The sequence below is a fragment of the Marinomonas polaris DSM 16579 genome, from assembly GCF_900129155.1.
Classification (GTDB): domain Bacteria; phylum Pseudomonadota; class Gammaproteobacteria; order Pseudomonadales; family Marinomonadaceae; genus Marinomonas; species Marinomonas polaris.
Genome location: NZ_FQVF01000003.1, coordinates 255,399 through 268,121, shown reverse-complemented (window position 1 = coordinate 268,121; position 12,723 = coordinate 255,399). Strand labels below are relative to the sequence as shown.

11 protein-coding genes are annotated in these 12,723 nt (G+C 41.4%); 7 read left to right on the top strand and 4 right to left on the bottom strand.

The window, feature by feature from the left end; genetic code table 11:
* The first annotated feature begins 9 nt into the window (after positions 1–9).
* From BUA59_RS03305 to BUA59_RS03285, 5 genes are read left to right on the top strand one after another with little or no spacing between them, the layout of a single operon-like run.
* Positions 10–846: a phosphogluconate dehydrogenase C-terminal domain-containing protein gene (locus tag BUA59_RS03305; RefSeq protein WP_072838299.1), complete on the top strand. Its 837-nt coding sequence runs from the start codon at positions 10–12 to the stop codon at positions 844–846.
* 57 nt (positions 847–903) lie between these two features.
* Complete coding sequence (locus BUA59_RS03300; protein WP_072838298.1) at positions 904–1,884, top strand: DctP family TRAP transporter solute-binding subunit; 981 nt, start codon at positions 904–906, stop codon at positions 1,882–1,884.
* Between the two features lie 54 nt (positions 1,885–1,938).
* Positions 1,939–2,457, top strand: coding sequence for a TRAP transporter small permease (locus BUA59_RS03295; RefSeq protein ID WP_245813084.1), 519 nt, complete (start codon positions 1,939–1,941; stop codon positions 2,455–2,457).
* A gap of 2 nt (positions 2,458–2,459) precedes the next feature.
* Positions 2,460–3,728, top strand: coding sequence for a TRAP transporter large permease (locus tag BUA59_RS03290; RefSeq protein ID WP_072838296.1), 1,269 nt, complete (start codon positions 2,460–2,462; stop codon positions 3,726–3,728).
* A 30-nt stretch (positions 3,729–3,758) separates the two neighbouring features.
* Positions 3,759–4,517, top strand: coding sequence for a DeoR/GlpR family DNA-binding transcription regulator (locus BUA59_RS03285; protein WP_072838295.1), 759 nt, complete (start codon positions 3,759–3,761; stop codon positions 4,515–4,517).
* 129 nt (positions 4,518–4,646) lie between these two features.
* On the opposite strand, the gene BUA59_RS03280 is transcribed toward BUA59_RS03285, so the two are convergent.
* The 4 genes from BUA59_RS03280 to BUA59_RS03265 form a co-directional block, all read right to left on the bottom strand.
* Positions 4,647–5,597 (bottom strand): D-ribose ABC transporter substrate-binding protein, encoded by a 951-nt coding sequence (locus BUA59_RS03280; RefSeq protein ID WP_072838294.1) that lies wholly within the window; start codon positions 5,595–5,597, stop codon positions 4,647–4,649.
* 99 nt (positions 5,598–5,696) lie between these two features.
* Positions 5,697–6,749, bottom strand: a complete 1,053-nt coding sequence (locus BUA59_RS03275) for an ABC transporter permease (RefSeq protein WP_072838293.1) — start codon at positions 6,747–6,749, stop codon at positions 5,697–5,699.
* Between the two features lie 30 nt (positions 6,750–6,779).
* The gene (locus BUA59_RS03270; protein ID WP_072838292.1) at positions 6,780–8,327 is read right to left on the bottom strand and encodes a sugar ABC transporter ATP-binding protein; all 1,548 of its coding nucleotides are present in this window, start codon (positions 8,325–8,327) and stop codon (positions 6,780–6,782) included.
* On the bottom strand, positions 8,324–8,989 hold the full coding sequence (locus tag BUA59_RS03265) for a DUF2291 family protein (RefSeq protein WP_072838291.1): 666 nt from the start codon (positions 8,987–8,989) through the stop codon (positions 8,324–8,326). The genes BUA59_RS03270 and BUA59_RS03265 overlap by 4 nt, the downstream gene beginning before the upstream one ends.
* Positions 8,990–9,553: 564 nt before the next feature.
* Between BUA59_RS03265 and BUA59_RS03260 the strand changes: the two genes are divergently transcribed.
* Together BUA59_RS03260 and BUA59_RS03255 are read left to right on the top strand one after the other, a co-directional pair.
* Complete coding sequence (locus BUA59_RS03260; protein ID WP_072838290.1) at positions 9,554–11,146, top strand: FGGY-family carbohydrate kinase; 1,593 nt, start codon at positions 9,554–9,556, stop codon at positions 11,144–11,146.
* Positions 11,147–11,179: 33 nt separating this feature from the next.
* Complete coding sequence (locus BUA59_RS03255; protein ID WP_072838289.1) at positions 11,180–12,715, top strand: glycerol-3-phosphate dehydrogenase; 1,536 nt, start codon at positions 11,180–11,182, stop codon at positions 12,713–12,715.
* The last annotated feature ends 8 nt before the right edge of the window (positions 12,716–12,723 follow it).

Sequence of the window (12,723 nt, the reverse complement as noted above, 5' to 3'; positions counted from 1 at the left end):
GGAGTAAGTATGACAACTATATCTTTAATCGGTGCAGGCGGAAAAATGGGCATGCGTTTGTCTAAAAACCTGCAAAATTCAGATTATAAGGTTAATCACGTTGAAATAAGCGAGCAAGGTCGTAAGAACCTAAAAGAGCAGCTTAATATTGATGCGATTGGCCCTGATCAGCAAAATTCGGCTTTAGAAGCATCTGATGCGGTTATTTTGGCTGTGCCGGATACTCTCATTGGAAAAATCAGTAGTCAGGTTTGTGAGCATTTGAAACCGGGGACTATGGTTGTGGTTCTTGATGCTGCTGCACCGTTTGCTGGTCATCTCCCTAAGCGTGATGATCTTGTGTACTTTGTGACTCATCCTTGCCATCCAGTCATTTTTAATAAAGAACTTAATCAAGATGCTTTAAATGACCACTTTGGTGGTTTACATGCAAAGCAAAGCGTTGTCTCAACTTTACTGCAAGGTCCTGATTCTGCATGGGAGCTTGGGGAAGATATTGCGAAGACTATCTATGCACCGATCAAAAATTCGTACCGTGTTACTTTGCATCAAATGGCAATGTTAGAGCCAGGTTTGTCTGAAACTGTTTGCGCAACTTTGTTGACTGCAATGCGTCAAGCTATGGATGAAGTGGTTGATGGTGGTGTTCCGTATGATTGTGCTCGTGACTTCCTTCTTGGTCATATGAATATTCTGTCAGCGGTTATTTTTGATGAAATTGATGGTCAATTTTCTGATGCTTGCAATAAAGCAATCGATAATGGTTTGGATAAGTTGCTCTACCCAGATTGGAAGAAAGTCTTCAATAAAGATGAACTCGCTCACAGTATTCAGTTAATCACTTAAGTAAATCTCACTTTATAAAATGATCATAAGCAATAACGTAAATTAAAGGAAACCCCAATGAATATAATAAAGACAAAAATAATTCAATGTGCTGCTTTAACTACTCTCGCCCTTTCTCCGTTGGCTCTAGAGGCTAAAACCATTAACCTCGCTTTTACCCAAACGATGGATTCACAATATGGTGCGGCCGGTAATGCTTTTAAATCAGAACTGGAAAAGCTAAGTGACCATAAAATTGAAGTCGATTTGAAACCTGCGGGTGCTTTGGGTGGTGAACGTGAAGTGGTTGAGAGTCTGCAGTTAGGCATTATTGAAATGACTATTTCTTCAACGGGGCCTTTAGGAAACTTTGATAAAGATGTTTATCTGTTTGATTTTCCTTATGTATTCGAAAGTTATGATCATGCGCATCGCGTACTAGATAGTCATATAGGGAAGGATATTCTTAACGGAATGTCAGAGCATCAGATTAAAGGTTTGGCTTGGGGGGAAAATGGATTCCGCCAGCTTACTTATAATGGTGACCCGATCTTGAAGCCTGAAGATCTTAAAGGTAAAAAGATCAGAACGATGGAAAACTGGGTTCATTTAGCGACATTTAATGCATTAGGTGCTTCGCCAATCCCAATGTCTTGGACGGAAGTATTCACTGCGCTTCAACAAGGAACGATTGATGGGCAAGAAAATCCGATCAATCTTGCGGTAACATCAAAGCTTTATGAAGTTCAAAAACAAGCCTCTATGACTCAGCACCTATATAGTCCAGCTGTTATTGCTATGTCTCAGGGATATTGGGATGGACTTAACTCAAATGAGCAAAAGTGGGTTCAGCAAGCGGCCGATGTTGCAGCTAAAGTGATGCGTCAGTCGCGCGAGAAACTTGAAAATGAAGCTTCTGATCAGCTGACTCAAAAAGGTATGACTATTCATAAAGTGGATATAGCACCTTTTGTAAAAGCTACCGAGGGTGTTCGTAATAAGATCGCCAAGGAAATGGAGTTTACTGAGAAACTAGCTGAAATAAAAAGCATGAAATAATAGGTTAAGAAGGCTGGTATGAAAGTATCAGCCTTCTTATTTGAGGATACGAAAATGGCAAAATTCATTATTAAATTTAGTCGATTCCTTAATAATTCTGCTTTAAATGTTTCTGCGGTTCTTATGGGGCTCATGGCTTTATTAGTGTTTTATCAAGTCATCACTCGGTTTGTATTTGGTGCTCCATCAGCTTGGTCTGAAATCTCGGCTAGGGTGATGATGGTATGGATGGTTTATATTTCTATGGGCTGTGTATTTAGCCGTGGAAGTATGATCAGTATTACTTTTTTTGTGGAAGTACTGCCAGATATCTTTGGTTTATGGGTAAAACGAGCGGTTACCATCATTGTGCTGATTTTTTTTGGTGTGTTGATATGGTATGGCTGGGATATTGCGGTAAGGGTAAAAAATCAGAATGTCGCTATGTTAAATATTTCAGCGTTTTGGCTTTATATCAGTATCCCTATTGGCGCTGTTCTAAGCATTCCGTCCTTACTTGAATGGCATATATTAAATGTCGAAAATAAATCTGAACCTGCCGATCTTAAAATAACTAAAACCGCAGAGGTCTAGTCATGCCAACAGCCATTGTTTCGTTATTACTTACATTCATTTCTTTGTCTGTACCTATTGCCGTCGCTATTGTTATTGCGTCAGCAGTAGGGCTTTATTTTTTCAGTAACCTCCCATTAATAATCATTCCACAGCGAATGTTTATTGGTCTAGATAGCTTTCCATTAATGGCAGTTCCTTTATTTATCCTCGCCGGAAATATTATGGGGCAAGGGGGCGTTTCAAAACGTTTGGTAACTTTTGCAAAATCTCTTGTGGGTAACCTTCAGGGTGGTTTAGCGATTTCTTGTGTTATCACCAGTATGATTTTTGCTGCCGTGTCTGGGTCGAGTGTTGCGACAGCATATGCTGTAGGAGCGATCTTGCTTCCAGCGATGATAGCACATGGTTATCCTAAACCTATGGCGACGGCGATTCAGGCGTCTTCTGCGAATTTGGGAATTGTTATTCCTCCATCTGTACCATTAATTATGTATGGTGTTAGTACCAATACATCCATAGGTAAGCTCTTTCTTGCAGCAATAGGCCCAGGGCTGCTTATGGGCGTCGCTCTTATTATCATGGTTATTGTTTGGTGTATTGTGACTGGACATGGCAAAAATGATGCAAATGATCAACAGAGTTTACTTGCTTCATCAAAAGATGCCTTACTGGCTTTGCTAATGCCTACCATGATTCTTGGTGGAATTTATGGTGGTGTTTTCACTCCAACTGAAGCTTCAGCTATCGCTGTTATTTATGGTCTGATACTGGGCGTTTTTGTCTATAAAGAAATCTCGTTTAAAGATATACCAAGGATACTTAAAGGTTCTGTGGTATCAACGTCTTCTGTGATGCTAATTATTGCGGCAGCTTCATTGTTAAGTTTTCTTGTGAGTCGGTCCGATTTGCCTCAGCTACTTTCTACTTTTGCTACGGATAACTTTTCGACTAAGTTACAGTTTTTCTTAGCGGTTAATTTGTTGCTTTTAGTTGTTGGTATGTTTGTTGAAACATCTGCTTCGATTTTACTACTTGCACCTATACTTGCCCCCATTGCTATTATTTATGGTATTGATCCTGTTCATTTTGGTGTGGTGATGGTTGTAAACTTGGCCATAGGTATGTTTACCCCTCCACTTGGGGTAACCTTGTTTGCTGCGAGCCAAGTGGCTGAAATCCAGGTTGAAAAAGTCATATTAGCGACGTTGGTGCCTTTAGGGACTTTGCTCTGCTGCTTGGTTCTTATTACAATATTTCCTTCGATTACACTATTTTGGGTGAATTCGTGATTATTTACTTAACTAGGGTGACCAAAGTTGATGAAAAAACAGCACCGCTATAAAGATATAGTTGATTACTTAAAAGATACTAATTTAACGACTGTTGATGAGCTTGTTCAGACTCTAAATGTTTCTCCTGCAACAGTAAGGAGAGATTTAATCGATCTAGAAAATCAGGGTGTTGTTAGAAGGACTCATGGTGGTGTCACTTTAAATAATTTTGTTGCGACACAGCTTTCTGTTCAAGAAAAAAACCAATTATTTAAGGCTGAAAAGGAAAGGATATCTAAAGCAGCAGCTGAGCGAGTTGAGTCTGGGAATTCTATTATTTTAGATGCCGGCACGACGACAATGGAAATTGCGAAAAATATCACACATCTTCCTCTCAGGGTTATCACCCCTGATTTAAGAATTGCGCTGTTTTTAAGTGAATTCAAACAGATTGAAGTAACCATGTTTGGTGGGGAGATTGATAATGCCAGCCAGTCTTGCGTTGGAGAGCATGCAAGAAGGCTACTTCAGTCTATTCATACGGATATTGCTTTTATAAGTAGTAACTTTTGGAGCTTTGAGCATGGTGTAACTACGCCAAAAGAAGCAAAAACAGCGCTTAAAGCCGATATGATGAAGTGTGCTGAAGAAAGTATTCTAGTGGCTGATAGCAGTAAATATAATAGCTTTTCTTTGTTTAAAGTGGCAGAACTTGATCAGTTTTCAGAAATATATACAGACAGTGAACTCAGCCAAGAGGCCAGAGAAAAGCTGATGAGTTTTAATGGTAAATTGCATATTTTGTGATGTTTAATGCGTCCCCTTACTAGATTTAACATTGTCCAACTTTACTTCTGTAATCTTGATCTTTAGATTTAGAAGACTAAAAAGGGCTACGATTGTAGCCCTAGAACTTACGTTAAAAGCGAGTCGTGATTAATGTTTAGATAGTGTGAAAGCAGAAGTGTAATATTTAATGTTGTCAGATGTGATTAAGTAGCAGTCAAACAATTGTTTTTCAGAATCAATACCTGTGCTGCCTGTTTTAATGACGTTATCAGCTTGGCGAATAGCTTCTGCTGCAAATGTTGCCACAGGTTGGAGTACTGTGTACTCCATTTCACCATTGAGAATTGCTTCTGCAGCATCTGGAGAGCCGTCAAATCCGCCTACTTTTACTTGGCTAAGTTTACCAGCTTCTTTTAGCGCTGCGATTGCACCTAACGCCATATCATCGTTGCCGCTTATAACACCTTTAATATTTGGGTTTGCTTGTAGAATTGACTGCATTTTTGTATAGCCTTGAGTACGATCCCAGTTAGCGACTTCGCTCGCAACTTTAACCAAATCTGGATACTGAGATAACACTGTTTTGAAGCCGTTTGAGCGTGTTTGGGCGTTGTTATCACTTGGTGCACCAAACAGTTCAACATAATTTCCTGAGTCTCCAACACTTTCAATCCATTGCATGGCACCTAATGCGGCGCCTTGGGCGTTATTGGATACCAATTGTGCTTTTGCAAGACCGCTTTGGTTGATTTCGGCATTAATGATAATCACTGGAATCCCTGCTGCTACCGCTTTGCGAACTGCACCAATGGATCCGTCAGCGTTAGCTGGGTCTAATATAATAGCTTTTGCTTTGTTAGTGATAGCTGTATCAATCAGCTTGCTCTCAGTATTTGTATCCCCTTTGTGAGCAGAAACATTAGCTTCATAACCCATTTCTTCGGCTGTTCTTTTAGCGACTTGGCCTTCGGTAAACCAATAAGGGTTAGAAGGGTTGTTAACAATAATAGACATCAATCCATCCGCCCATGCATTGCCCGTCATAAGGGTTAGGCTAGCAGTAGATGCAATCAGTAAACGCTTAGTCATATTGAACATATAAAGTGCTCCAATTTATTATTTTAAGAGTGTGCCGAAACTCGGCGAGTTGTATGTGTTTGTCTGCTGTTATTTTATAAAGCGAGAAACACAACATTTTTAGCGACCATTTCTTTTTGAGCTGTATTGCAAGCTGTTAAGTAATACCGCCAAGACGATAACAGTGCCCGTGAATACGGTTTGCCAATAGGCTGAGACACCAATAATGACAAGGCCATCGGACAAATAGCCAATAACCAAGGCACCAAGGATGGTGCCTCGTACAGTACCTCGGCCGCCAGTTAGTGCTGCTCCACCAATAACCACCGCTGCAATGGCAGTTAGCTCGTAGGTCGTTCCAGCAGTAGGGCCTGCGGATGTTAATTGTGATGCAAGAACAAGACCCGCAAGTGCAGCACAAATACCAGATATCATGTACACAACGACTTTGACTCGGATAACAGGAACACCTGATAGATTTGCCGCACTTTCGTTGCCACCAGAAGCATACAACCAGCGACCAAAGGCTGTGCGGCTCAATACGAGACCGCATATTAATGCCACAATAATCAATACAATGACGCTGATCGGAATGCCCGCTAAACGGTTAAAGCCTAGCCACTCAAAACCTGTATTACCAAGTTCAGGTTTTCCGTCCAGTTTGTTGTATGTCAGACCGTTAGTGATTAGAAGAGCAATACCTCGCGCCACATACATAGTGCCAAGAGTTGCCACGAATGCAGGTACTTTGAAATGAGCTATGAGTATGCCGTTAACACAGCCAACCGCAGCACCTAAAGCACAGGTCAAAACAACAACTACCCACAAGGATGGATAAAAAGTAATGCCCAGTAGCTCTATATTTACCCCCTGTATTAAGAAACCAGCGAACACACCACATAACCCCAAGGTTGATCCTACTGATAAATCGATGCCGCCATTCAAAATGACCAGTAGCATGCCAAGAGCGAGCAAGCCAAAAATAGCCACATGTGATGACATGATCAGAAAATTATTGACCGTAAAATAATAAGGTGACATGACAGAGAAAAAAATGATGATCGCTATCAAAGCGAAAAAGGCTCTACCTTCAAGTAGCAAGCGGCCAATATCTAATTTCTTTGGTTTAGCAGGCGAGTTATCTGCAGATTTGTTTTGAGCGGTGGTAGACATGGTATTACTCCAAATTATTCTTATAATCTTTTAATGGGCAACGGACTCGCCGGATGCAGCCATGATTTTTTCTTTGCTTACGGTTGAGTCGAATTCAGCAGAAATTTGACCCTTATGCATAACAATAATGCGGTGGGCAATGCTTAAGCACTCTGCTACTTCTGACGTGGAGTAAATAACGGCAAGACCATCTTTTGCTCGCTCTGAAAGCAATTTAAATACTTCAGCTTTTGCCCCAATATCAATACCTCGGCTCGGCTCATCTAAAAGCAGAACCCTCGGATTTGTCGCTAACATTTTACCAATCACCACTTTTTGTTGGTTGCCGCCGGACAAAGATCCAATAGCGGCATCTGCACTAGAAGTCTTCACCGTGACTGCTTTTATTGACTGTCTTACTAGCGAGTTTTCGGAGTTGATCGAGGTGAACAGCTTTTTTGTGAAATCAGAAATGCTAGCCAAAGATAAGTTCTGGCCTACAGACATGGTTTGAACCAAGCCATCTTTTTGACGATCTTCGGGCACTAGTGCCAAACCGACGTTAATTCGTTCAGCAATGGTGAGCTTACTAATATCCTCGTTACCCAGTAGGATAGTGCCAGACTGAGCATTAAGTCTTCCGGCAACACATTCCATGAACTCAGAACGTCCTGCCCCCATCAACCCATAAACACAAACTATTTCACCCGCTTTAACTTCTAGGGACAACTTATCAACAACATTGAAATCGGCCCCATTGGGGTCTGATATGACCAAATCGTCTATTTTTAGCGCTACATCACCAAATTGATAACCTTCTGGTGGCGAGCCTAAATCAAAATTCTCACCAACCATGTTGCGTACAATCCATTCAAGATCTATATCCTTACGTGGTGCATAAGCGGTCATTGTTCCATCGCGTAGAACCACGGCATGATCTGTGATCAATAGGGCTTCTTCTAAATGGTGTGAAATGTAAACGATGGAAACGCCTTTACTGGTTAGATCGTGAATGACTTTAAACAGTACCTCCACTTCTGTTGCACTGAGTGCAGAAGTGGGTTCATCCATTATCAATATTCTGGATTTTTGCGATATGGCGCGAGCAATCTCAATAATTTGTTGCTGTCCAAGGCGAAGCTCCTCAACCATTGTTAATGGATCGATATCTTCTTCGAGTCCTGCCATCAACTCTCGTGTTTGACGCTCTTCTTCAGCAAAGTCAACACTACCGTTGGAGATGATTTCTCTACCCATAAAAATGTTGTCGCGCACGTTCATATTGGGCGCAAGGCTTAATTCTTGATGGATGATTGAAATGCCATTTGCTCTAGCTTCATTCGCGTTGTTAAAGAGTACCGGAGAGCCGTCTAGAATTATGTCGCCAGAGGTTGGTGCAATAACCCCAGATAAAACCTTCATTAAGGTTGATTTCCCCGCACCATTCTCACCAAATAATGTCGTTACTTGCCCATGGTAAACATCAAAATTAACGCTTTTTAATGCGTGAGTGTTCCCGAAAGACTTCGCAATATTACGAGCTGCTAAAACGACATCGCTTTTAGGTTCATCTGATGAATGATTGAAAGCTAGGCTCATTTTAGGTTCATCCTTACTGGTGTAACTAACCAGTTTTTAGCATTAATAAGACGAAACACCCCTGTTATCTCAACTATTTTTCCTGTCAAAGTAGTTCGGTCAAGGTCTTCTAAAATGTCTGCTTTCATCGCTCGGTTCAGTGCCGCACCAACGTCTTGATATTCAATTTGGTTGGTGAATTCCCCAAAACTAATTTTCCCCGTTGCATCGCGAAGGTCGGTTCCATTAATAGCTGGACCAGTTTGAATACGAACGGTTTGATTGTCAGGGAATCCTGGGATGCTAACTTTAAAAATGCCTGATCTTCCACTATCAATGGTACCTTCAAAAGAAACAGGAATAACGGGACCAATGCCACCGCCTACGCCATATTTATCCCCAGCCGCTTTCTTATCAATTTGGAGTTCTTTAAGAAGTGTAATTGCATTGACTGAATTGTCTAAAACATAGGATTTGATATCTGCATAGTGGGTATTTGCGTAATTATCAGGAGAGAAAACCTGTTGTCTTAGATCGTTAACAGAACCATTAACAATGACGGTTGTATCAAGGGCCATAGCACCGAAAATTATCGTCGCTGAGATGGCACTCACAAGCGCTATTTTTCGTTTTTTCGCACTAATCTGATTAGACAATTGCGATTGCGTGGTAGCTTTTATCATTTTTATTTTACTCCGGCTGCCTTGTCTTCTAAAACGCACAAAAGTTCAATAAATGATGTTATGTGCTGTTCGATCGAGCCAAGATCAACATTTATTTTTAGAAGATTGTTTGATCTTTGATCACTTACAATGGGATAAAAATAAATACCTGTCAATGAAATTTATTGCGTAATGTTTAAAAAAAATCACATCGATCTATTTTCTCTCATACTAAATAATTTTTTTAGAATGAAGATATAGATCTAGATTTTTATATTTGGTCTTAAAATTCTATGCTATTTGTATGAAAAATAAGGGTTATATAGATTTTTCCCAACGATTTTGAAATTTTAATAGTTGCTTCATTCTGCTCTATTGACTAACAGAGAGGTGAAAAAATAAACAGATATAAGGTTGACAGACTCGATCTATGTGGAAATAATCTACACAATAAGAAAAATATTTCATTCTAGCTTTGGGTTCCTTAGCTAGATCAAGACGGGGTTCAATCATGCTTCTAATAATAAAGTTGTCCCGCTTTGTTTGCCTTCGAAGCGCCTTCTCAAGCGTATGGAGGTCTGACAAGTGACTACCAATCTCATAGTGGGTATTGATGCTGGCACATCAGTTGTTAAGGCGGTTGCCTTTACGCTTGATGGAAAACAAATTGCCGTTTCATCAGTGCGTAACACCTACAAAGCAACACCTAATGGTTCTGCCACTCAATCTCTCAGCAAGACATGGGATGACTGTGTTGCGGCACTGAAAGGTTTGGGTGAAAAAATAGAAGACTTTCAATTGCGTGTTGTTGCTTTGTCGGTTACCGGCCAAGGTGATGGCACGTGGTTAATTGATGATGATGGATTACCTGTCTGTGATGCTTGGCTATGGCTAGATGGCCGCTCCGCGCAGACTGTTGATATCCTTAATACCCAATCCAGTGAGCGCCAAAGATTTGAAAAAACTGGTACAGGGTTAAGCACCTGTCAGCAAGGTGTCCAACTCGCCCATATGGCCTGCCATTACCCTCATTTATTAGAAAAAGCAAAGACCGCTTTTCACTGTAAGGATTGGCTGTACTTCAATTTGACTAAGGTGAGGGCGACAGACCCATCCGAAGCCAGTTTTACTTTTGGTGATTTCCGTACTCGACAATACGATGATCAAGTTATCACCAGTTTGGGATTGAGTGAATACCGAGACCTCTTACCAGACATTATTGATGGCTGTGAAACAACTCATCCTCTTTCAGCAGAAGCCGCCGAACTTACTGGGTTGAAGGCGGGAATTCCTGTCTCTTTGGCGTACGTTGATATGGTGATGACCGCATTAGGAGCAGGCGTTCATACAGGGCAAGACAACGTAGCCTGTTCTGTCATCGGTTCTACAGGTGTGCACATGCGCTCGGTTTCGTCTGATGACGTTTTTCTCAATGATCAATGTACAGGTTACGTGATTGCCTTACCTATCCCCGGACGAGTTACACAAGTGCAAACTAATATGGCGTCCGCATTAAATCTTGATTGGCTATTAAATGTTGCCTCTGATTTGTTAAAGGATTTTGGCTGCGAGTCTTCTCCCAATGTCATGGTTGATAAAGTTGAAACTTGGTTACAGCGAGCAGAAGAAGGCCAGCTGCTTTATCACCCATATATTTCAGATGCAGGAGAGCGTGGTCCTTTTGTTAATGGCCGGGCTAGAGCGAGTTTTACAGGCTTAACTTATCACCATCGATTTCACGATTTAGTGCGTGCTGTTGTGGAAGGTCTTGGTATGGCCATGCGTGATTGCTATGAATCAATGGGAGGGACAACCCAAGAGCTTCGTTTAAGTGGTGGTGCTGTTAGGTCGGCTACTCTGCGTAAGATTTTATCTGCTTCTGTCGGCGCTGATGTTTGTGTATCAGGAAGAGAAGAGGCAGGTGCAGCTGGAGCAGCAATGATGGCAGCCGTGGCGATTGGTGAATATAAATCGATGGATGATTGTATTGATGAATGGGTTACACCATTGCTCGGCCAAATTGAAAAAAAGGATAAAGCACTCTGTGATCGTTATGACGTGCTTTTTAATGCTTTTTACCAGCAGCGTTTGACTCTTCCGGATACATGGCTTGCTATGGAGCAGTTAAGGGAGCATTCGAAAACGCACTTGCAGGTAAATTCTTCAGATAAGTCATAGCGTGATCTTTAGCGACGAAATAAGAGGTTCTTTATGAATAACGAACAGGTATTAGATCTTTTTGTGATTGGTGGCGGTATCAACGGTGCAGGTATTGCTCGTGACGCTGCTGGTCGTGGCTTGAGTGTTGCGCTTTGCGAAAAAGATGATCTAGCACAAGGTACATCTTCCCGATCGGGGAAACTGGTTCATGGCGGTTTACGTTACCTTGAATATTATGAGTTCCGCTTGGTTCGTGAAGCATTGATTGAGCGAGAAGTGCTGTTGAATTCTGCCAGTCATATTATTTGGCCCATGCGATTTGTGTTGCCGCATAGCAAAGAAGACCGTCCTGCATGGTTGGTACGATTGGGGCTATTTTTATATGACCACCTTGGAGGACGTAAGCGCCTACCTGGTACTAGGACATTAGATTTGCTGCGAGACCCCGAAGGGCTTTCAATAAAAGATCAGTATACAAAAGGTTTTGAATACTCAGATTGCTGGGTAGATGACTCTCGATTGGTTATTCTGAATGCCCTAGATGCTGCTAAAAAAGGAGCAGAAGTACTGACTAGAACTCGTTGTATTTCGGCGAAGCGCCAAAGCGGCCATTGGCTGATAACAACTGAAAATGAATTCACTAAAGAGATGCGCAGCTTTAAGGCAAAAGTCTTGGTTAATGCTGCTGGCCCTTGGGTACGTAATATTGTCAATGATGTAGCACACTCAAAGACCTCTCGTAATATTCAGTTAGTGAAAGGATCGCATATTATCGTCCCTAAGTTCTGGGAAGGTCAGCAAGCTTATCTAGTACAAAACTATGATAAACGAGTGATCTTTATTAACCCATATGAAGACAATAAGGCATTAATCGGTACGACAGACATTCCTTATGAAGGTCGAGTTGAAGATGTTGTGCCAGAAGAGTCTGAAATTGAGTATTTACTCGCCGCTGTTAATCGTTACTTTAAAGAATCCTTAACACGCAGTGATGTCATCACTAGCTTCTCTGGCGTTCGTCCTTTGTTTGATGATGGAAAGGGTAACCCATCGGCTGTTACACGTGATTACGTATTTGATTTGGATGAAACCGATGGTGTTCCGTTACTGAATGTTTTTGGCGGCAAGCTGACAACATTCCGAAAATTGTCTGAACATGCTATCCATAAGATTAAGCATTTTTTCCCAAACATAGGAGGGGATTGGACTCGTGGTGGGATTTTGCCGGGTGGCGACATTCGTAACGCAGATTTCCAAAGTTTTATACAGGACTCTAAGGTTGCTTATAGTTGGATTCCTCGGCCATTACTCATTCATTACGGTCGTCATTATGGTTCTCTAATTAATAAGATTGTTGGAGACTCAATGGGTGTTGAAGGTCTTGGCGTCCATTTTGGTTCCAACCTCTATGAAGCTGAAGTGCGTTATTTGGTTGAAAATGAGTGGGCGATGACCCCAGAAGATGTTCTTACTCGTCGGACGAAAGAAGGGCTTCGTTTAAGCGAGGAACAAAAAACATTCTTCTCAGATTGGTTTCAAGAACAGTTTAATATTGCACAGCCACAAGCCTATTCAAACATTTTATAAGAGAGGTT